This window comes from Caproiciproducens faecalis (assembly GCF_019448085.1).
In the GTDB taxonomy this organism is placed as follows: domain Bacteria; phylum Bacillota; class Clostridia; order Oscillospirales; family Acutalibacteraceae; genus Caproiciproducens; species Caproiciproducens faecalis.
In genome coordinates, this window is the sequence record NZ_JAGFNZ010000001.1 from 723,153 (window position 1) to 744,101 (window position 20,949).

Here is a 20,949-nt window from a genome sequence, read left to right on the forward strand (position 1 = left end):
ATGGCAAACAGGGAACGGAAAGTCCAGCTCAAATTCCGCGTTACTTCGCAGGAGCGTGAAATGATCGAACAGAAAATGGCACAGCTCGGTACGAAAAATATGGCGGCGTATCTTCGCAAAATTGCTATCGACGGGTATGTGGTGAAGCTCGAACTACCGGAGCTGAAGGAGATGGTTTCCCTCCTGCGCCGGTCCAGCAACAACCTGAACCAGCTTACCAAGCGGGTGCATGAAACGGGGCGCGTTTATGACACGGATTTAGAGGATATTGTCCAAAATCAGGAACGGCTGTGGCAGGCGGCTACTGATATTCTCGCCGTGCTTGCAAAATTAAAATAGGGACGTATGTTCCGAAAAGCGGGGCGGTTTACGACGTGTAAGCCGCCCCATTATTTTTTTGCAGCATCCTTGTAAAAAAATATTCAGAGCAGTATGGTGGTATCAGAAATAAAAAGGGGGCCGATTTTATGAGGCTGATACTGAAAATACTCGTCGCTCCGGTCATTGTGGTTCTGACCGTTTTCGTCTGGATTTGCTCCGGTCTGCTGTACTGCTCGGCATGGGTATTTGGCCTTGCTGGAACGGTCCTCGGCATCTTCGGTGTGCTGACACTGATTACCCATCAGGTTACAAACGGGATCGTCCTGCTGGTGATGGCGATCCTCGTCAGTCCATACGGAATTCCGATGGCGGCGGCATGGCTGCTCGGCAAGATACAGGATTTGCGGTACGCGATTCAGGACCGGGTTTATGGTTGAAGAAGAGAGTCTCAGAATTAAAGGGCGCGGAGTCTTTGGAAAGCTCTACGCCCTTTAATCAGTTGTAAGGAGTAAGTGTAAACAAATTGGGAAGCTCCATCATCACCTAAAGCTTCACGGTTTACTCAAAATGCATGAGACAACTCAGATAAAATATCTTTTGCACATTCTTCGCTGCAGTTACTTTGTAATGGTCAAGCATTTTTGTAACACAACTGTCTAAATTGATTCAATCCATACCTTGCCTCATAGGGCGTTCGATAATCGTTGTAAGAGTGAGGGCGAACCTGATTGTACCAAACATAGGCGAATTCTGAAACAGCATGTGTCAATTCTTCATCGGTTCGAAAGTTGAAGCGATTGATCAATTCTGCCTTGAAAGTATTGTAATAACGTTCCATCGGAGCATTGTCATAAGGACAACCTGCGGCGCTCATACTCTGCGTGATACCGTGTTGCCGACAATAAAGGATAAATTGAGCGGAAGTAAACTGGCTTCCCTGATCGGAATGCAATATCAAATTCTGGGGTTTCTTTTTCTGGGAATGAAGGGCTTTTTCAAGAGTCATAATCGCTAAATCGCTCGTAATCCATTTGCCTGTTTCACTTGCGACCACGCTGCGGTCATATAAATCAATGATGGTACAGTTATAACGCATGGAACCGTTCGTAAGAAAAACATATGTAAAATCCGTACACCAGACCTGATTGGCTTTGTCTGCCACAAAGTTTCGTTCCAGCAGGTTTGGAAAGATTTTGTGGGCATGTCCCTTTTTGTACCCAGGCCGCTTACGGCGGCAGACACACTGCAGATGGAGCTCTTTGTTCATATATTTGTGAACCGTAGTTTTACTTAAAAATATCTGATCCCTTGCAAGAAAAACACGCATGCTTCTGTAGCCAAGAATTCCGCCGAATTCATGATAGATATCCTTGATTTTACGGCAAATCTCACTTTTCTTTGCACGGTAAGCAGCCTTGGCTTGTTTCAGGTAATTGTAGTATGCGTTTGGAAATATTCCCATTCGTTTTAACAGCCAACGGGTTCCGAAATGTCTCTGATGTTTCTCGATGAACCGATATGCCACTAATCGATTTCCTTCGCAAAGAATGCCGCTGCTTTTTTTAGAAAGTCGTTTTCCTTTTCAGCTTCTGCAAGTTTCTTCTGAAGCTGCCTAACTTCCAGCATTAATTCGTTTTCAGACTTTGCGGCATCATTTGTTTGGCATTCTTCACGGTAAGCGCGAATCCAGTTTGAAACGGTAGCGTGACAGATTCCGTATTCGGCAGCAAGACTGGCAATTGTGCGACCGTCCTGGATATGTAGTTTTACAACTTTCTTTTTGGTTTCCTCAGTAATTGTTTGCATGGCGTACTCCTTTTCTAATAGACATTGTAATCCATTAGGCAGGAGCGTTACAAGTTCACTATACCATTACACTTACACCATTTTGCTATTTTGGATTGATGTTTCTCTAACTTTGAAATAATTTCTAATATAGTGTGAGTAATACTCTCGCTATAAGTATAGAAATTTTGAAGATTATCATTCTTCATTTCTATAAATTTGTCATCTAATTTATTTACTTTCTCATATAATTCACTTATAGAAATATATAAGTCGCTATCACTTAATAAAACTAATTCTGTGCTATTGTCCTTCCATTTTTGGCTATTCATATTAAATGTATATTTTTCGATAAAGCTATCTGTGGCAACCAATTTATAGTACTTTTCACAAATATCATATAATCTTCCTTCGAAGCCATCAGTTTTTTCAAAACCCTTATAATACAAATCAAAAGTATCTTGATCAAATTGGCCTTCTTGGACAACATCTGAACTTATCTTAAACAGAACTAACTTTTCATACAAAAGGGCTACATCTGATTTATCTTTGTTTTCTTTCGTATTAAAATCTTTTATGCCGTTATAAATATATTTCAATATTTCAAAGTTGTTTTCTGATATATCATTTTTTGCAAATAAGTTCTCAAATGAATTTCGCTCTATGAAGGATTGTATTTGTATGAATTCTTTGTAAATATCTCTATCTTGATTCTTTTTTAATTCAATTATATATTGCTCTCTTTCATCTTTTAATTTTGAAACTATATGTATTTGCTTTGCTTCTAAATATTCATCATCATAAAATCTAAGCTCTTCAGTTTCGATTGCAGAATTGATACTTTCAATCTTCTGTGCCAAAATATACAAACAGTTTGGCTTTTCATATAACTTATCATTATCAAAGTAGAAATAATCAGTCTTAACCTTTTCCAGTTTGTTTAACACTTCAACTAGCAACTCTTTACAAAAAGCCAGCGGGAACTCTAACTCTTTATTTAGTATAACCTTTTCTTCATATTCAGATGTAAAATTCAGTATAGAGCCATTGTTTTCTAATAGTTCTTTTTTCACTAGCTCAATCTGTATAAATAGCCTGTTAAATTCTTTACGTCTGGTTGCTCTTTCAGCCAGTGCATAGGATATCCATGCTGCTAAAATTGGAACTACAACTCCAACTAACAATTCTGTAAGTGGAAGCTTATTTATAAAATCTAAGAACATGCTAAACCAATTAGATCTTGCAGAAGTAGCAACTTGCAAAACAACAAAGTACATTTTATTCTTCCTCTTTCAAAGCGCTTAACTGAACCTGTTGCTATTATCTACACTTAACCACAAATTCTATGATAGCTCATTTTCAATTCGGGAAATTATTACATACATTATATCAGATTCAATAACAATTTGTAAGGTATCCACATGACCTTTGCCTTAAAAAGAAATAATTGCGACTGATCGGCTATTTTCTTAATGCTTTTCTGGAAGCTTCATCGCTTCCTTTTTTTATTTACAGGGAGGAGTGTTTATGGCAACCACGCGGCTGATGCCGCTACATACGGGCAAGGGCCGGGACGTTTGCACGGCAATCAGCGACATTATTGATTATGCAGAAAACCCGGAGAAAACGGATTATGGCAGGCTTATCACCGGCTATGAATGCGATAGTCGGACAGCCGACGCTGAATTTCTTTTTTCCAAACGGCAGTATGCCGCGCTCACCGGCAGAACGCGCGGCGCGGACGATGTGATCGCCTATCATCTCCGGCAGTCCTTTGTCCCCGGCGAGATTACACCGGAGGAAGCAAACCGGATCGGCTGTGAGCTTACCAGACGCTTTACGAATGGGAACCATGCTTTCGTTGTCTGTACCCACATCGACAAACACCACATCCATAATCATATCATCTGGGATTCCACGTCCCTCGACTGCACACGGAAGTTCCGAAACTTTTGGGGAAGCACCAGAGCCGTGCGGCGGTTGAATGATACGCTGTGCATTGAGAACGGCTTGTCTATCGTGGAAACTCCGAAGCGTCACGGCAAGAGCTACAACAAGTGGCTGGGCGATCAGGCAAAGCCCTCCAACCGGGAAATTTTGCGTGTGGCAATAGATGCATCTCTTGCCCAGAAGCCTGCCGATTTTGACGCGCTCCTGAAGCTCTTGCGGAAAGCCGGATATGAAGTCAAACCAGGAAAAATTTCTTCCCTGCGCGGAAAGAATCAGAAGCGGTTTATCCGGCTGGATACGCTCGGCAGCGGCTACGGAGAAACGGAATTGCGAGCCGTCCTCTCCGGCGAAAAGGCACAAAAACCGCGTAAGGAAATCATCCGGTCTGTGTCTGAGAAACAAGTCAATCTGCTGGTGGATATTCAGGCCAAACTCCGCGCCGGAAAGGGCGTCGGTTACGAACGCTGGGCAAAGGTGTTCAATCTCAAACAGATGGCGCAGACGGTGAATTATCTCACCGAACACAGCCTGTTGGAGTACGATGCGCTTGCCTCTAAAACGACTTCGGCTACCGCCCGGTACAACGAACTTTCCACACAAATCAAAGTAGCTGAAAAACGTCTGGCAGAGATCGCCGTTCTGAAAACGCAGATCGTCAATTATGCCAAAACTCGCGACACCTACGTTGCCTACCGCAAGGCGGGGTATTCAAAAAAGTTTCTTTCGGAGCATGAGAGCGACATCCTTTTGCACAAGGCGGCGAAGAAATCGTTCGACGAGCTGGGTGTGAAAAAATTTCCCACTGTCAAGAGCTTACAAGCCGAATATGCGGCGATACTGGCAGAGAAAAAAGCGGCCTACGCTGATTATCGCAAGGTCCGAGATGAGATGAAAGATCTGTTGACCGTCAAGGCCAATGTGGATCGTTTACTCGGCACCGACAGGTGCCAAGAGGAGAAAGAAAAAGAGCATGGGCAGCGTTGAGCTGTCCACGCTCCCGGAAGCACGCGGAGAATGGGTAGTTGCAGAGATACACGTAAAATAGAAATACATTCTAAAATGCCCAAATAATGCAATTGCAAACTAATTTATGCTCACTAATGAATGATCGTAAGGGTCTGAATCCGTTTAGCATGTCATAGCAAAATTCAATATTTCGTAGAAATAATTCAAGCGTTTGTAAAGAAGAAGCATTGATTATGAATTGCTGGCGCGATATAATATTTTTGTGCTTTTTTACACCAACCATTTTCAAAGAGGTGATTGAAATGGCTATTAGCTATAAAAAACTCTGGAAGCTGCTGATTGATAAAGATATGAAAAAAAAGGATTTACAAAGGCTGGCGGGCGTAAGTTCTGCTTCTATCACAAAACTCGGAAAGAATGAGAACGTAAATACAGAGATACTTCAAAAAATTTGTACGGCGCTGAGCTGCGATATTAGTGACATTATGGAAATGTTACCTGATAACCACAACTAAAGCCGTTATATGCGAGGTAGATTGTATGGCGAAGAAAAATGATGACTTTTTTAAAGTTAAAAAACCATGGTCTGAAGTGAAAGATGAGCTTCTGGGCTGCTATCTGAAGCCATACATTCAAAAAATACTTCACACCCAACGTCCTATCATATATGTTGATTGCTTTGCTGGTAAAGGAAAATTTGAAGACGGAAAACCCGGATCACCTCTTATAGCATTGAATACCATACAGGGCTGTTTAGGCTATACCAAAATGAATGACTGGAACATTAAGCCCTTTTTCATTGATGTAAACTATGCAGATGATCTACGCACTAATCTCACGGAATATGGTGAAGTTGGTATCATTTCAGGACGCTATGAGGATGAAATTGAAAAACTGCTTTCAGACAAATCCGGATGCAACGTCTTTCTCTATATCGACCCTTATGGAATTAAGGCTTTAAACTATGGGCTATTTCAATCGTTTTCAACACGGTACAAATTTAACAGCATCGAGCTTTTAATCAATATGAATTCTTTTGGATTTATTCGGGAAGGATGTCGTGTCCTAGGGGTTCCTTTTGAAGATGCATCAATATTTGAAGACTTGATCGAATATGAAAGTACAAAACTTGAAGCAAACGAGAAATCTGTTAATGTGCTTAATAATATTGCAGGTGGTGACTATTGGCAAGAGATTATAAAAGCAAAAAACCGAAATGAAATATCCGTTTACGAAGCTGAAGCGCAATTTGCTGAACAGTATTGCGATCGGTTACGTCAAAATTTTAAATATGTACTTAATATGCCTTTGAAAATCAAACGCGGACAGCTTCCAAAATACAGAATGATTCATGCCACAAATCATGTTGATGGTTGCCTTTTGATGGTTGATAATATCTGCTGCCGCTGGCAATTAATGAAAGATATTCAAGATGGGGGACAAATGCAACTGTGGGAAGAAAACTATAATAATGATATGGTAGATGAGGAAGACATCCGTAAAAAAGTGGTCGAGCACGTTTCTGGGTATTTTTCGTTTTGCAGACTCAACATTGTTCTTGCAGACTTTTTTATGAAATATGGGCCGATATGCAAAGCAAGTGTGGTTAAATCGGTATATAAAGATTTGGAAGATCAGGGGATGCTTGAAGTGCAAAGGACTCCGGCATATACCAAGGGAGGAAAGCCATCTTCTTTTTTTGCAGATGAAAAAAAACAGAGAACAGAAATTAGGTGGCATTCATGAAGACAATCACTAGAAAAACCATGTTATACAAAACTGGTGTGGAGTATGGCGACTATACAATGAATCACGTGCAAGGATGCTCCCATGGTTGCAAATATCCTTGTTATGCATATTTGATGGCAAAACGTTTCGGAAAAGTATCTTCTTATGAGGATTGGATAGAACCGCGCCTCGTAAGTAATACTCTAGAAATTCTTGATAAGGAAATTCCTAGGTTAAAAAATAAAATCAAATCTGTTCAATTGTGTTTTACTACTGATCCATTCATGTGCGGATACGATGAGATAAAAGAAATGAGTCTTGCTGCAATACGTAAGCTTAATAATGCTGGAATCAAATGCTGTGTTCTTACAAAGGGAATACTTCCGATTGAACTTGCAGAATACTCAAAAAATAATGAATATGGAATCACCCTCATTTCATTGGATGAAGACTATCGTCAAAGGATGGAACCGGGTTCTGCTCCATATCAGGACAGACTTGCCGCACTACAGGCACTACACGACAGAGGGTTTTATACATGGGTAAGTGTTGAACCGTACCCAACGCCAAACCTTATTGAACAGGACATCCACAATATACTGGATGCTATCAATTTCGTAGACAAGATTATTTTTGGCCGGACAAATTATAGCAAAGACATTACTGCTTATAAGAGGCATAAAGATTTTTATAACGAACAAGCCGCCGCAGTTGTTGCTTTTTGTGAAGAGCGACATATTGCTTATCATATTAAGAGCGGAACAATCACCTGATATCGGTAATAGCCTGTTTCATGGCACATTTACCTGTGGGCATTATGAGGTATCGGTACAGACTAGGATTCCTTAAGCAATGTGCACGGCTTGAGGAACTTAAGGAGAGCAGCGATGAACAAGCAACAATTAGCGTCAAAAATCTGGGAATCAGCAAACCGGATGCGTTCAAAGATCGAAGCAAATGAGTATAAGGATTATATTCTTGGCTTTATTTTCTATAAATTTCTATCAGATGAGGAAATTGGCGTTCTAAGAAAAGATGGTTGGACAGATGAGGATTTGAAAAAACTTGTCGAAAGCGATGATGAATCTGTTGGCTATTGTCAGAGTCGGCTCGGCTATTTTATCTCTTATGAGAATCTGTTTACAACCTGGCTTAAAAAGGGCAAAGATTTCAGCGTGGCAAATGTCAGAGACGCTCTTTCTGCTTTCAGTCGCCTGATCAGTGATTCACACAAGAAGGTATTTAATAAGATTTTTGACACCTTGCAAACCGGTCTGAGCAAGCTCGGAGACAGTGCGGGGTCACAGACGAAAGCGATCAGCGATCTTTTACAGCTCATCAAAGACATCCCTATGGATGGGAAGCAGGACTACGATGTTCTTGGCTTCATCTATGAGTATCTGATTAGCAATTTTGCAGCGAACGCCGGGAAAAAGGCAGGCGAATTCTATACGCCTCATGAGGTTTCCCTTCTCATGTCTGAGATCGTCGCAAATCACCTGAAAGGCAGAGAAAAAATCGAGATTTATGACCCTACAAGCGGTTCGGGTTCTCTGCTTATTACGATTGGCAAAAGCGTTGCAAAGTATATTGAAAACAAAAAAAATATCAAATATTATGCGCAGGAGTGGAAAGAAAACACATATAACCTTACTCGAATGAATCTCGTTATGCGCGGCATTATTCCTGATAATATTGTAGTGCGTTGCGGTGATACCTTGGAAGATGACTGGCCCCTATTTGATGATGCGGACCCCGCAAGAACTTATACCCCGTTGTATGTGGATGCAGTTGTATCCAATCCGCCTTATTCGCAGCACTGGGACCCTTCAAATAAAGATACGGACCCACGCTATAAACGTTATGGTATGGCGCCAAAAAGCAAAGCTGACTATGCGTTTCTGCTGCATGATCTGTATCACATCAAACCAGACGGTATTATGACCATTGTTCTGCCGCATGGAGTTCTTTTCCGTGGCAGCGAAGAAGGAAAAATCCGTAAAAATCTCATTGAGAACAACAATATCGAGGCTATTATCGGCCTTCCTGCCAATATCTTCTTTGGTACCGGCATACCGACAATTATAATGGTATTAAGGCAGAAGCGACCGGATTCGGATGTCTTGTTTATCGATGCCTCCAAGGGGTTTATCAAGGCAGGCAAGAACAACAAGCTGCAGGCGTCGGATATCAAAAAAATCGTTGATACCATCGAAGGCAAAAAGACGATTGATAAATATTCGCGCCTTGTAACTAAGAAGACAATCCGTGAAAATGACTATAATTTGAATATTCCGCGTTATGTGGATTCGTCGGATGTCGCTGAATCATGGGATATTTATGCCACAATGTTCGGCGGGATTCCGAATGCTGAAATTGAACTACTGAAAGATTACTGGACGGCTTTCCCGCAGCTCCGGAATGTGCTGTTTCAAAATGACGGTACGCCCTATTCTTCCCTTGCGGTCAGCGACGTAAAAAAAGCTATTTCCGACAGCAGCGATGTAAAAGACTTTATTCGCACATTTGAAACTGCTTTCAATGATTTTGACGGCTATCTGGATTCTGAGCTGATTGAAAAAATGCAGGAGCTGAACATTACACAGGAAGAGGCTGCTATCAGCGAGAATATTTTCGGTCGCATCGCCGCGATACCGCTGATAGACAAATATAAGGCATATCAGTTGCTTGACGATGAATGGAGTAAAATTTCCACCGATTTAGAGATCATCCAAACTGAAGGCTTTGCCTCCACAAAGCAGGTTGACCCCAATATGGTCATCAAGAAAAAGGACGGCAAGGATGAAGAAGTGCAGGACGGATGGATCGGCCATGTGATTCCCTTTGAACTTGTTCAGACCACCTTGCTGAAAGAACAATCTGCCGAAGTAAAAGCAAAGGAAAAACGTCTGGAGGATATTACTGCCGAGTACACGGAAATTATTGAGTCATTCTCAGAAGAGGAAAAAGTCGGCGATTTCCTGAATGATGACAATGACGCCTTTGTCCCGGCCGAAGTCAGAAAAAAGCTCAAAGAAATCTATGAAGACGCGGATTCACCGGAACTTTCCGGCCTTTACGGATACCTTTCGCTAATAGATAAAAAAGAGAACAAGTCGGCAAAGCTGCAATATATCGCGGAGCATACCGAGGTGGATTGGTCGGCAATTGAGGGCAGCGGAGTTTATGCCAAAGGCAAAGTGACCGCGCGAATTAAGGCGTTGCAGGAAGGTTATACCTTCCCGGAAGATTCTTTCGAGGCCAAATTGGTTCAAGCGGTGTCTTTGATGGATGAGGAAAAAGATCTCAAGAAGGAAGCAAAAGAGCTTGCTGCCGCGCTGCATTTGCTGACGAAAAAGACGATTGAAAATCTTTCGGACGAGCAGGCTTTGGAACTTCTGTGGCTGAAATGGATCAGCCCGTTGTCCGCCTCTCTTCATGCGATGCCCGTCTCTATTATCAATGATTTGGTTCACTCCATACAAGCACTGGTTGAAAAGTATGCCGTGACCGGTTTGGATCTTGAAACGCAAATCAAAGAATCGGAAGCATCTCTTTCCGCGATGATCGACGATTTGCAGGGCAGTGAGTACGATAGGAAGGGCCTCAGCGAATTTCAGTCGCTGTTAAAAGGTGAGTGATATGGCTGAGAAGAAAAAACCAGATATAAGGTTTAAGGGATTCAAGGATGATTGGGAACAGCGTAAGCTTGGGGACACGCTTTCCAGCCTCCAAAACAATACGCTTTCAAGGGCGGAATTATGTTGCGAAAACGGTGCTGCAAAGAATGTGCATTATGGCGATGTGCTGATAAAGTTCTGTGAGTATTTGGATGTCAGTAAAGAAGACCTTCCAATGATTGCGGATGACTCTGTTGTCGCAAAATACAAAGCCTCATTTTTGAAGAACGGGGACGTAATTGTAGCCGATACGGCAGAGGATGAAACCGTCGGAAAATGCAGTGAACTAGCGGGCATAGACGGTGACATTATCCTCTCCGGTTTGCATACGATTCCATATCGTCCGCTGTTTGGCTTTGCGTCTGGATACCTTGGATACTATATGAATTCTGACTCATACCACAACCAGCTTTTACCACTTATGCAAGGCATAAAGGTTACTTCTGTTTCTAAATCTGCGATGCAAGATACAACAATTCGTTATCCGAGATCGACGGACGAGCAGGCTCAAATCAGTGCATATTTCCGCAACCTCGACTACCTTATCACCCTTCATAAGCGCAAGTATGAAAAACTGCAAAACTTCAAAAAAGCGATGCTGGAAAAATGTTCCCGAAAGATGGCGCGGATGTGCCGGAGATTCGTTTTAAAGGATTTACTGATGCTTGGAAACTGCGAAAGTTGGGAGAACTGGTACAAATAAAAGATAGTGCTAGAGTTCCTAATGAATTATGGGTAGAGTCTGGTGTCCGATATTTGCGCTCCAGTAACTTGGAGAATAGTGGAGAAGATAGTGAGTTGTTTATCTCGATTGGTGCATATGAAGATTATAAATCAAAGACAGGTGCACCAGAGCGCGGTGATGTATTGTTTAATAGTGGAGGTAATATAGGATTGTCGCTATTAAAGACCGACAATGCGCCAGTTTATGTACAAGGTGGAGCAATTTTATATGCTCGTACATCACAATCAAAAGAAGTAGATGGAGGCTATCTTAATGTATATTTTAGTACACCTCGGATGGGAAAATATATAGATATTTCATCGGCAGGTGGAACGATAAAACATTTCACTTTGAAACCTGCAAATGAGGCACCATTTATATTCCCTGATATAAATGAGCAAAGGAAAATTAGTGAATTTTTTGTACAGTTAGACAACCTTATTACTCTTCAACAGCAGAAGTTGGATAAATTGCAGAACATTAAGTACGCATTGCTGGATAAAATGTTTGTTTAAATCAGGAGGCAGAGTATGACATTCAATAACGAAGCCGGTTTTGAGCATGCTCTTATCAGCCTGCTTTTTGAAAAGGGCTGGGAGCCCGAAGTATTAAAGTATAAAACAGAAGAGGATTTGCTCCGAAACTGGGCCGAAATTCTCTTTGAAAACAACCGTGATGTCGATCGCCTAAACGACGCTCCGCTGACGGATGGGGAAATGCAGCAGATTATCGAACAGCTCAATCGTCTGCGTACGCCCCTGAAACTGAACGGCTTTATCAATGGAAAAACGGTCTCGATCAAGCGCGACAATCCCAACGATACGCTGCACATGGGCAAGGAAGTCAGCCTGAAAATCTATGACCGTCAGGAAATCGCCGCCGGGCAAAGCCGCTACCAGATTGCAGAGCAGCCGATTTTTTACGCGAAATCCGCTATGCTAAATGACCGCCGGGGCGACTTTATGCTCCTTATCAACGGGATGCCCGTTATACATGTTGAACTGAAAAAGAGCGGCGTCTCTGTCAGCCAAGCCTGCAATCAGATTGAAAAATATGCCCATGAGGGTGTGTTCACTGGGCTTTTTTCTCTGGTTCAGGTATTTGTCGCCATGGAGCCGGAAGAGACGGTTTACTTTGCCAACCTCGGACCGGACGAAAAATTCAACAAGGACTACTATTTCCATTGGGCTGATTTCAACAACGAGCCGATGAATGACTGGCGCGATATCGCCTCCAATTTGATTTCTATTCCGATGGCTCATCAATTGATTGGCTTTTATACCGTTGCAGATGATACCGACGGCGTTTTGAAGGTCATGAGGAGCTATCAATATTATGCTGCCAGCGCCATTTCCGACCGCGTTGCGCGTATCAAATGGGGCGAAGGCGATATTCACGGAGGCTATATCTGGCATACGACTGGCTCCGGCAAAACCATGACCAGTTTTAAATCCGCGCAGTTAATTGCCGATTCAAAAGATGCAGATAAGGTCGTTTTTTTGATGGACCGTGTGGAGCTCGGTACTCAGTCCTTACAGGATTATCGGGGTTTTGCAGACGATTCGGATTCCGTGCAGGCAACGGAAGACACTAATGTTCTTATTGCTAAGTTGAAAAGCGATGATCCGGCCAATACGCTGATTGTAACTTCCATTCAGAAGATGAGCCGAATCAAAGAAGAAAGTCCCGTTAATGGGCACGATATTGCGTTGATCAATGACAAGCGCATCGTTTTCATAATTGATGAGGCGCATCGCTCTGTCTTTGGAGAAATGTTGCGGATAATCAAAGAGACATTCCCATCTGCTGTTTTCTTTGGATTTACCGGTACTCCGATTCAGGTGGAAAACCAGAAAAAAATGAGCACTACTTCGGATGTGTTTGGAAACGAACTGCATCGATATAGTATTTCCGATGGCATTCGCGACAAGAATGTTTTGGGATTCGATCCATATCAGGTCCTCACCTATAAGGATATCGACCTGAGAAAGGCTGTGGCGCTGGAAAAGGCAAAGGCTGCAAACGAAGCGGAAGCTTTAGCAGACCCAAAGAAGAGAGAAATTTATTATTACTATCTCGATCATACCAAAGTTCCTATGGCCGGGTATAAGCAGGATGACGGGAAATACATCAAAGGCATTGAAGATTATATCCCCACTTCCCAATATGAACAGGAGAAGCATCAGCAGGCCGTCATGAAGGATATTCTTGATAACTGGACCATGTTAAGCCATGGCAGCAGATTCCATGCACTTTTTGCCACGAGCAGCATTCCGGAAGCAATTGATTATTATCGGTTGTTCAAAGCGCAGAACACCGGGCTGAAGGTCACAGCACTGTTTGACCCAAGCATTGACAACAACGGTAAAGGAATTATAAAAGAAGACGCTATCATTGAAATCGTAAAAGACTACAACCATCGCTATGACCAAAATTTCAAGATGGAAACCTATGCTGGCTTTAAAAAAGACATTGCCTTGCGGCTGGCTCATAAAAGGCCCTATCTGGCAATTGAAAATACGTCTGACCAGCAAATCGATCTTCTGATTGTAGTGGATCAGATGCTTACCGGCTTTGATTCAAAATGGATTAACACTTTATATGTGGACAAGGTTTTTGTTTATGAAAAGCTGATACAGGCTTTTTCAAGGACCAACCGTCTATATGGCCCTGAAAAGCCATTTGGGACAATTCGTTATTATCGCTATCCCTATTCCATGAAGCGGAACATCGAAGAAGCATTTAAAATGTATTCGGGTGACAAACCTCTTGGCCTGTTTGCCGACAAACTGGAACAGAACCTGAACAAAATGAATTCCATCTTCGATGAAATCGCAATGTTGTTCAAGTCTGCTGGAGTTGAAAACTTTGAAAAGCTTCCTGCTGAAAAATCAGAAAAGTCCAAGTTTGCTAAGCTATTCAAAGGCTTTAACGCGTATCTGGAAGCGGCAAAAATACAGGGATTCACTTGGGAAAAGCTCTCGTATCCATTTACGCAGGACAATGGGACAAAAACGAGCGTTGATCTCCATCTGGATGAAACGACCTATCTAATTTTGGCGCTCCGCTATAAAGAACTTTTTGAAAATTCCGGAGTTGGGCCTATCGACGAAGTGCCTTATGAAATTGATACATACCTTACCGAAATCAATACCGGTGTAATCGATGCCGATTACATGAACTCCCGCTTCACAAAGTACCTCAAAATGCTACAATCGGGAGAAGAATCCGAAGAGGTACTTGATGACTTGCACAAGTCGTTTGCAACATTGACACAAGAAGAGCAGAAATACGCCAATCTATAGTCTTTAATCGCATCCATCGAAAGATCGTCTGTCATAATGATTCCTGTGAAGTTCAGTTCATTCCTTAAAATCTGATGCACCACGGGTGAAAGCGAGGCAGGGACATCCTTTTCCATACAATTGACGATCGTATGTGCAACCAAAATACTTTCCGCACCCGCGTTTATTCCGTCCTCAAACGGAATAAAATCACTGTTTGCGAATGAGCTGTAAGGGCGGTTGTCGATAGCAATGCCGGTATGTGTATTCTTATTGTTTCCATATCCGGGAAAGTGTTTAAGAGTAGAAGAAAGTCCAGATTCCTGCATGGCATCTACCACCGTTGCGACATATTTTCCGGTCGCCGCCGCTGGCTGACCAAACGCCCTCGAATAGATATAATCGCGTGGGTTTAGTGATACATCTGAATCGGGAGCAAGGTTCAAATTAAGTCCCAGTTTATTTAAAAGAGCAGCTTTGTTCAAAGTATCCGAGCGTATTGCAGAAAGGCCCCCATGTGCGTAAACCTGTTGAGGCGACTGAAATTTTTTAATCGAAAGCTTTGGGTTGCTGCTGATTCGAACTACAGTTCCGCCCTCTTCATCGACCGCCGTCAGCATAGGAATATCTGATGTGCTTTGATATAACTTAATAGTCGATATAACCTGCTCTGCCGTTTTGTTTTTAAAATCCTGCTCAAACAGGATGTATCCTCCCAAGTGATATTTCTTAATACTTGTAGCAGCACTTTGCGAAGGGCAGCGCGCTAAAATCATCTGGCCGATTTTTTGCTCGAGAGTCATCGTGGAAAGCTTTGAATACGCTTTCGTATAATATTTAGAGAAAATCCCGTTGTCATTCCATCCGTCCGGAATGTTTTCGGCAGAATTGTCACTGGCGCCTGAATCCGGTCCTGGAGTAATATTCGAAGCCGAACTTTGAGGCTTGCCTTGGGAAACAGTGCTGCCAATTTCAGAAGTTATTCTGTCCTTAAAGCAGATTAAAATTGTTGCCCCTAATCCAAAGACGAAAAGGACTATTAAAAACGTCAAAGTAAATTTTTTCATATACAATATCATTCCAAATCAGGCTTTAATAATATGTTTACTCATATTATAGCGATTGAAAAGTTGATTAGCAACTGTACTGTCAGATATAGGCTATTGTTTGCTTCAGTTCCTAAAGAGTCTTTTATAAGGACTGGATGAATCAAAGGCCGTGACGATCTTATCAGGGCCGCTGTTTGGATAGCAAATAAAAATAAAAAGAAAGACTGTGGCAGTGTCAATTCAAATTGAGCTGCAGCAGTCTTTCTTTTTTGCTATTTTTCAGTGGCGGAAACGCCGTATCAGGGAACAAGTACTTGTTAACATTCATTCCCATGAAAGAACAGTGCTTTTTTCCGTATCGCCGTTCATAAGGCCAATCAGCTTTTTGGTTGCCTGCAGGCCAAGTATCTCCTTCGGATGCTGCAAAGAATAAAAATCCAGATTGCACTGCTGCGGAGATATAGTTCCATCGAAAGAACGAAGAGCCGTAATTTTCTTATTTTGAAAGTTAATCAGTTCAAACGCCTGCAAAGTAATTTCATCATTATAGCATACGACTGCCGTACATTCTTCCGGCAGGCAGGACTGGGAAAGCTGCTGACTAATTCCGAATTTCGTCTCTGTGTTAAACCAAAGAACATGTTCGTCGTTTACCGGAATATGATTGTTGACTAAAGCGTCCATGTAACCGGAAAAACGACGCATACCCTGTATATCGTCACTTTTGAAAATACCCCCGATAGAGGTATGGCCTTTTCGAATTAAATCGGATGTGAGTTCGTAGCCACCTTGATAATCATCCGTTACAACATAAAGAATGTTGCTATGCTTTGTTTCCAGGAGCTGAGGATAATAACCGTTGAAAAAGACCAAGGGGATGTTGCTGTCTGCAAGCGAACGATAGAAAGTCAGATTCGGATTTGGAAGCGCGGTTTTGGTTCCTTCCACGATAACTCCGTCGACATCATGAGCTGAAATATTCTCCAAAATATCATGTTCTTTCGCAATACTGTTGTTCGTGGCTTTCAGCAGGATGGAATAACCGGCTGAAGTTGACGTGGTTTCAATCCCGCGAAGGATGGACGGAAATATATAAGTGCTGATATAGGTAGTAATAACAGCAATACGCATTGTTTTTTTAAGCGGCAGCGCAGAATCGGATATAAAGGAACCGCTGCCCTGAACTTTGTAGATAATCTTGTCTGACTCAAGTTTGGCGAGCGCCTGACGAACAGTTTGCCTGCTGCATCCATATTCATTGGCAAAATCCAGTTCTGTTGGCAGTTTATCCCCAACAGAATAGTCCCCATTTTTAATCCGGTCAGTAATGGTATTATAAAGTTGTACGTACTTATTCTTCGAACTCATTGCGGTCACACTGTCTTTCTATCTCTTATGAATTACATTATAGTCCTAATATCCTTAAAATACAATACGCAAAGCAAAAACGTACAAATTTGTATTATTGATTATTTTTTACAATACATATTTAAAAATTGTGTATAATTTTGTAGCTTATCCATTGTAATATGCGATAAACTTATAATTTGCACTATAATTTGTATTGCATTTTACTTATTCTCATGCTAATCTTAAGCTACAAACACAAGCTACTATCAAAGTAAACAATAAAAAATTATTTGAGGTGAAGAATATGAAAGAAACGACCGAAAGGTCATTCTGGTTTGTGGTTGGATCCCAATCATTGTACGGACAAATTGTTTTGGATACAGTATCACAAAGAGCAGAAGAAATGGCCGGGGAAATGTCGAAGTGCCTACCGTTCCCTTTGGTTTATAAGGGAACGGTGAAAAGTTCTGCAGAGGCAACACAGCTGGCGAAAGAAGCAAACTGGGATGACAGTTGCTGCGGCGTCGTTACCTGGTGCCACACTTTTAGTCCAAGCAAAATGTGGATTGAGGGTCTTCATCTATTACAGAAACCTTACTGCCATTTTGCTACACAGTATAACCGGTCCATTCCCAACGATGAAATTGATATGGATTTCATGAATCTCAACCAAGCGGCGCACGGCGACCGTGAGCACGGATTTATCGGTGCGAGAATGCGCCTGGCGCGCAAGGTCATCATGGGTTATTGGAAAGATGAAAGACCTTTAGATGAGCTTGGCACGTGGATGCGCGCCGCTGTTGGGTACAAGGCCAGCAGAGAACTGAAGGTGATGCGCTTTGGAGACAACATGCGCGAAGTTGCGGTTACAGAGGGCGACAAGGTCGAAGCGCAAATCAAATTCGGGTGGCAGGTCAACACTTGGCCGGTTGGCGCGTTGGTGGAAGAAATAAATCGCGTTAGCGAAACCGATGTTGACGAGAAAATGGCAGAATACGCCGAGCGCTATGAAATGGCCACCGAGAATATCGACGCGGTACGGTATCAGGCCAGAGAAGAAGTTGCCATGCAGCGCATATTCGACCGGGAAGGCATGCACGCCTTCAGCAATACATTTGAAGACCTTTACGGTATGAAGCAGCTGCCCGGACTTGCCAGCCAAAACCTGATGGCCAACGGTTACGGCTACGGCGGAGAAGGTGACTGGAAAGTCAGCGCGATGACTTATATTGTCAAAGCGATGACCAAAGGGTTGAGCGGCGGCACGGCATTTATGGAGGACTATACATATAACCTGGAACAAGGCAGAGAGTATTCCCTCGGTGCTCATATGCTGGAAGTCTGCCCGTCGGTTGCGGCGCAAAAACCGCGGATTGAAGTACACCCGTTGGGAATCGGAGATCGCGAGCCGCCTGCCCGCCTGGTGTTTGAGGGGCATCCCGGCAAAGCCATCGTGATGACACTTATTGATATGGGCGGCAGATTCCGCCTCATCATTCAGGATATTGAATGTATAAAACCGCCTTTCGATATGCCGAATCTTCCGGTAGCCCGCGTTATGTGGAAAGCACAGCCCGATTTATGCACCGGCGCGAAGCTTTGGATTATGGCGGGCGGAGCGCACCACAGCGTTCTAAGCTATGATGCAACCGTCGAGATGATGACGGACTGGGCGGAAATGAACGAAATTGAAGTCGTACACATCACAGAAGGATCGACGGCCGAAGGGCTAAAACAGCAGCTGTTCCTCAATGACCTCGCATGGAGGCTGAAATGCTAGAAGAATTGAAAAAGAGGGTTTGCAGCGCGAATCTCCTTCTCCAAAAATATGGTCTTGTCACATTCACATGGGGTAACGTCAGCGGAATCGACAGAGAGTCGGGCCATATTGTGATTAAGCCGAGCGGAGTGGAGTATGAGACGATGAAACCGGAGGATATGGTTGTCGTCAACCTGCGCACCGGTGAAACTGTCGAGGGCAGGTATAAGCCATCGTCGGACACAGACACCCATCTGGTACTTTACCGGGAATTTTCTCACATTGGTGGTGTTGTACATACCCACAGCCGGTGGGCAACCACTTTTGCGCAGAGCGGACAGGGCATTCCTCCGCTTGGAACAACTCACGCCGACTATTTTTACGGTGAAATTCCATGCACAAGAAAGATGACGGCGAATGAAATCGTCGGCAGTTACGAGTTGGAAACCGGCAAAGTGATTGCGGAAACATTCCGGGAACGCTCATATGATGATATCCCCGCTGTTTTAGTTCACAGCCACGGTCCTTTTGCATGGGGCAGCGATCCGGAAAACGCGGTGCACAATGCGGTCGTTCTGGAAGAGGTCGCATGCATGGCATGGCAGAATCTTCTCCGGGACAGCACCCAGCCAGACATGCAGGCGGAGCTGCTCGATAAACACTACCTCAGAAAACATGGCGAGCATGCTTATTACGGTCAAAGCACGCCGGGGGGGCGTAAATGTTAATGAATGAAATTGATCAGATAAGACAAGAACTGGAATGCGGGCAAACCTGCCTTGGAATTGAACTGGGATCCACACGGATTAAAGCAACGCTTATCGACAGCAGTTTTCATACTATTGCCGATGGAAATCAGGATTGGCAGAACCAGCTTGTAGATGGAATTTGGACATACTCTCTGGACAGCGTTTGGGAGAACCTGCAGAAATGTGTCGCCAGTCTTATGGAAGACGTATGGAGCAAATATGGAATAAGGCTGAGAAACGTCGGTGCAATTGGCATTTCGGCAATGATGCATGGCTATATGGCTTTCAACAAAAGCGGAGAGCTGCTGGTTCCTTTTCGCACATGGCGCAACACAATTACCGATGAGGCGGCAAAAAAACTGACCGACCTGTTCAGCTTTAATATACCGCAGAGGTGGTGTATTGCCCATCTGTACCAGGCAATGCTGAACGGTGAACCGCATGTTACACAAATCGATTACCTGACAACCCTGGCAGGATATATTCACTGGCAGTTGACAGGCAGCCGGGTAATTGGAGTTGGGGACGCGAGCGGAATATTCCCGATTGACAGTTCTGCCTGCGATTACAACGCGGGAATGGAGCAGCAATTCAACAGCATTGCAGCGGAAAAAGGTTATCCGTGGAAGCTGACAGATATTCTGCCCAAAGTGCTGACTGCAGGGCAAGATGCGGGGAAACTTACACAGGCGGGTGCCAACCTGCTTGATCCGACAGGAACACTTCGGGCGGGTATTCCTTTCTGCCCTCCGGAGGGAGATGCCGGAACGGGTATGGTGGCGACCAACAGCATTAAAAAGCGGACAGGCAACGTCAGCGCAGGGACCAGCATTTTTGCCATGGTGGTTTTGGAAAACGCGCTGCAAAAAGTATATCCGGAAATTGACCTTGTCACGACGCCAGTCGGCGAAGCAGTGGCTATGGTACACTGCAACAACTGCACCAGCGACATTGACGCGTGGGTGAAACTGTTTCTGGAGTTTGCGGCAATTGCAGATGTGCCAATAAGTAAGCGGCGTGCCTATGATCTTCTTTATAATCAGGCGCTGAAAGGCGACACTGACTGCGGCGGACTGGTTTCATTCAACTATTTTTCAGGCGAGCCGATAACGGGATTTGATGAAGGCAGGCCGCTCCTTGCAAGGTTCCCGGACGCCGACTGGTCCCTCGCAAACTTTATGCGGGCGCAGCTGTATTCAGCCTGTGCTACGCTTCGGTTGGGAATGGATATCCTGTTTTCAAAAGAAAATGTCCATATAGAAAGCATTACAGGACACGGTGGATTTTTCAAAACCCAGTGTGTCGGGCAGCGCATTATGGCTGCAGCGCTTAATACACCGATAACCCTGCTCGAAACGGCGGGAGAGGGCGGCCCTTGGGGAATGGCGGTTTTAGCCGCATTTTTGCTTAAAAAAAGGAAAGACGAGTCATTAAGCGAATATCTTGATTTCTGTGTTTTTCAAAACAGCGAAAAAAACACGGTTCCGCCCGATACGGAAGAAGTTAGGGGATTTAATCGGTTTTTGCAGGCGTATAAAAATTGTCTTCCGGTGGAAAAAGAGGCAGTGCTGCGGTTATCCAGGTAAACATCTCTGTTATACAGA

Annotated in this window: 16 protein-coding genes and 1 pseudogene; 13 read left to right on the forward strand and 4 right to left on the reverse strand. The window is 43.5% G+C overall.

What is annotated here, in order from left to right; all coding sequences use genetic code 11:
• Entirely contained in the window at window positions 1-339 is a 339-nt protein-coding gene (locus J5W02_RS03425; RefSeq protein ID WP_219964233.1) for a plasmid mobilization protein, read from the forward strand.
• A gap of 128 nt (window positions 340-467) precedes the next feature.
• Window positions 468-758: a CD1845 family protein gene (locus J5W02_RS03430; protein WP_219964234.1), complete on the forward strand. Its 291-nt coding sequence runs from the start codon at window positions 468-470 to the stop codon at window positions 756-758.
• Window positions 759-952: 194 nt separating this feature from the next.
• Here the strand turns inward: J5W02_RS03430 and J5W02_RS03435 are convergent.
• Both J5W02_RS03435 and J5W02_RS03440 read right to left on the reverse strand, forming a co-directional pair.
• Window positions 953-2,127, reverse strand: a protein-coding gene (locus tag J5W02_RS03435) for an IS3 family transposase (protein WP_219964235.1) whose coding sequence is annotated in 2 segments (ribosomal slippage) — window positions 953-1,885 and window positions 1,888-2,127 — 1,173 coding nt in all. Because the reading frame shifts where the segments join, the coding sequence is not laid out codon by codon here.
• 47 nt (window positions 2,128-2,174) lie between these two features.
• The gene (locus tag J5W02_RS03440; protein WP_219964236.1) at window positions 2,175-3,383 is read right to left on the reverse strand and encodes a hypothetical protein; all 1,209 of its coding nucleotides are present in this window, start codon (window positions 3,381-3,383) and stop codon (window positions 2,175-2,177) included.
• Between the two features lie 250 nt (window positions 3,384-3,633).
• Here J5W02_RS03440 and J5W02_RS03445 point away from each other — a divergent pair, with 250 nt between their 5' ends.
• The 8 genes from J5W02_RS03445 (at window position 3,634) to J5W02_RS03480 (ending at window position 14,459) form a co-directional block, all read left to right on the forward strand.
• Entirely contained in the window at window positions 3,634-5,040 is a 1,407-nt protein-coding gene (locus J5W02_RS03445; RefSeq protein ID WP_219964237.1) for a relaxase/mobilization nuclease domain-containing protein, read from the forward strand.
• 284 nt (window positions 5,041-5,324) lie between these two features.
• A complete protein-coding gene (locus J5W02_RS03450; RefSeq protein ID WP_219964238.1) occupies window positions 5,325-5,537 on the forward strand; it encodes a helix-turn-helix domain-containing protein in 213 nt (70 codons plus the stop codon).
• 25 nt (window positions 5,538-5,562) lie between these two features.
• A complete protein-coding gene (gene tcmP, locus J5W02_RS03455) occupies window positions 5,563-6,768 on the forward strand; it encodes a three-Cys-motif partner protein TcmP (protein ID WP_219964239.1) in 1,206 nt (401 codons plus the stop codon).
• Window positions 6,765-7,523, forward strand: coding sequence for a radical SAM protein (locus J5W02_RS03460; RefSeq protein ID WP_219964240.1), 759 nt, complete (start codon window positions 6,765-6,767; stop codon window positions 7,521-7,523). The genes tcmP and J5W02_RS03460 overlap by 4 nt, the downstream gene beginning before the upstream one ends.
• A gap of 114 nt (window positions 7,524-7,637) precedes the next feature.
• Window positions 7,638-10,391: a type I restriction-modification system subunit M gene (locus tag J5W02_RS03465; protein ID WP_219964241.1), complete on the forward strand. Its 2,754-nt coding sequence runs from the start codon at window positions 7,638-7,640 to the stop codon at window positions 10,389-10,391.
• 1 nt (window position 10,392) lies between these two features.
• The gene (locus tag J5W02_RS03470) at window positions 10,393-11,133 is read left to right on the forward strand and encodes a restriction endonuclease subunit S (protein ID WP_219964242.1); all 741 of its coding nucleotides are present in this window, start codon (window positions 10,393-10,395) and stop codon (window positions 11,131-11,133) included.
• Entirely contained in the window at window positions 11,112-11,669 is a 558-nt protein-coding gene (locus tag J5W02_RS03475; RefSeq protein ID WP_219964243.1) for a restriction endonuclease subunit S, read from the forward strand. Before J5W02_RS03470 ends, J5W02_RS03475 begins: the two co-directional genes overlap by 22 nt.
• A 15-nt stretch (window positions 11,670-11,684) precedes the next feature.
• Entirely contained in the window at window positions 11,685-14,459 is a 2,775-nt protein-coding gene (locus J5W02_RS03480; protein WP_219964244.1) for a type I restriction endonuclease subunit R, read from the forward strand.
• Between the two features lie 56 nt (window positions 14,460-14,515).
• On the opposite strand, the pseudogene J5W02_RS14660 reads toward J5W02_RS03480, so the two are convergent.
• Together J5W02_RS14660 and J5W02_RS03485 are read right to left on the reverse strand one after the other, a co-directional pair.
• A pseudogene (locus J5W02_RS14660) lies at window positions 14,516-15,517 on the reverse strand (glycoside hydrolase family 3 N-terminal domain-containing protein); the annotation flags it as partial.
• Between the two features lie 294 nt (window positions 15,518-15,811).
• Window positions 15,812-16,855, reverse strand: a complete 1,044-nt coding sequence (locus J5W02_RS03485) for a GntR family transcriptional regulator (RefSeq protein WP_219964245.1) — start codon at window positions 16,853-16,855, stop codon at window positions 15,812-15,814.
• A gap of 286 nt (window positions 16,856-17,141) precedes the next feature.
• Here J5W02_RS03485 and araA point away from each other — a divergent pair, with 286 nt between their 5' ends.
• The 3 genes from araA to J5W02_RS03500 are packed head-to-tail and all read left to right on the forward strand — an operon-like array spanning window position 17,142 to window position 20,931.
• On the forward strand, window positions 17,142-18,617 hold the full coding sequence (araA, locus tag J5W02_RS03490) for an L-arabinose isomerase (RefSeq protein WP_219964246.1): 1,476 nt from the start codon (window positions 17,142-17,144) through the stop codon (window positions 18,615-18,617).
• On the forward strand, window positions 18,611-19,324 hold the full coding sequence (gene araD, locus J5W02_RS03495; protein WP_219964247.1) for an L-ribulose-5-phosphate 4-epimerase: 714 nt from the start codon (window positions 18,611-18,613) through the stop codon (window positions 19,322-19,324). The genes araA and araD overlap by 7 nt, the downstream gene beginning before the upstream one ends.
• Window positions 19,324-20,931, forward strand: coding sequence for a xylulokinase (locus J5W02_RS03500; RefSeq protein ID WP_255575526.1), 1,608 nt, complete (start codon window positions 19,324-19,326; stop codon window positions 20,929-20,931). Before araD ends, J5W02_RS03500 begins: the two co-directional genes overlap by 1 nt.
• Window positions 20,932-20,949: the final 18 nt, after the last annotated feature.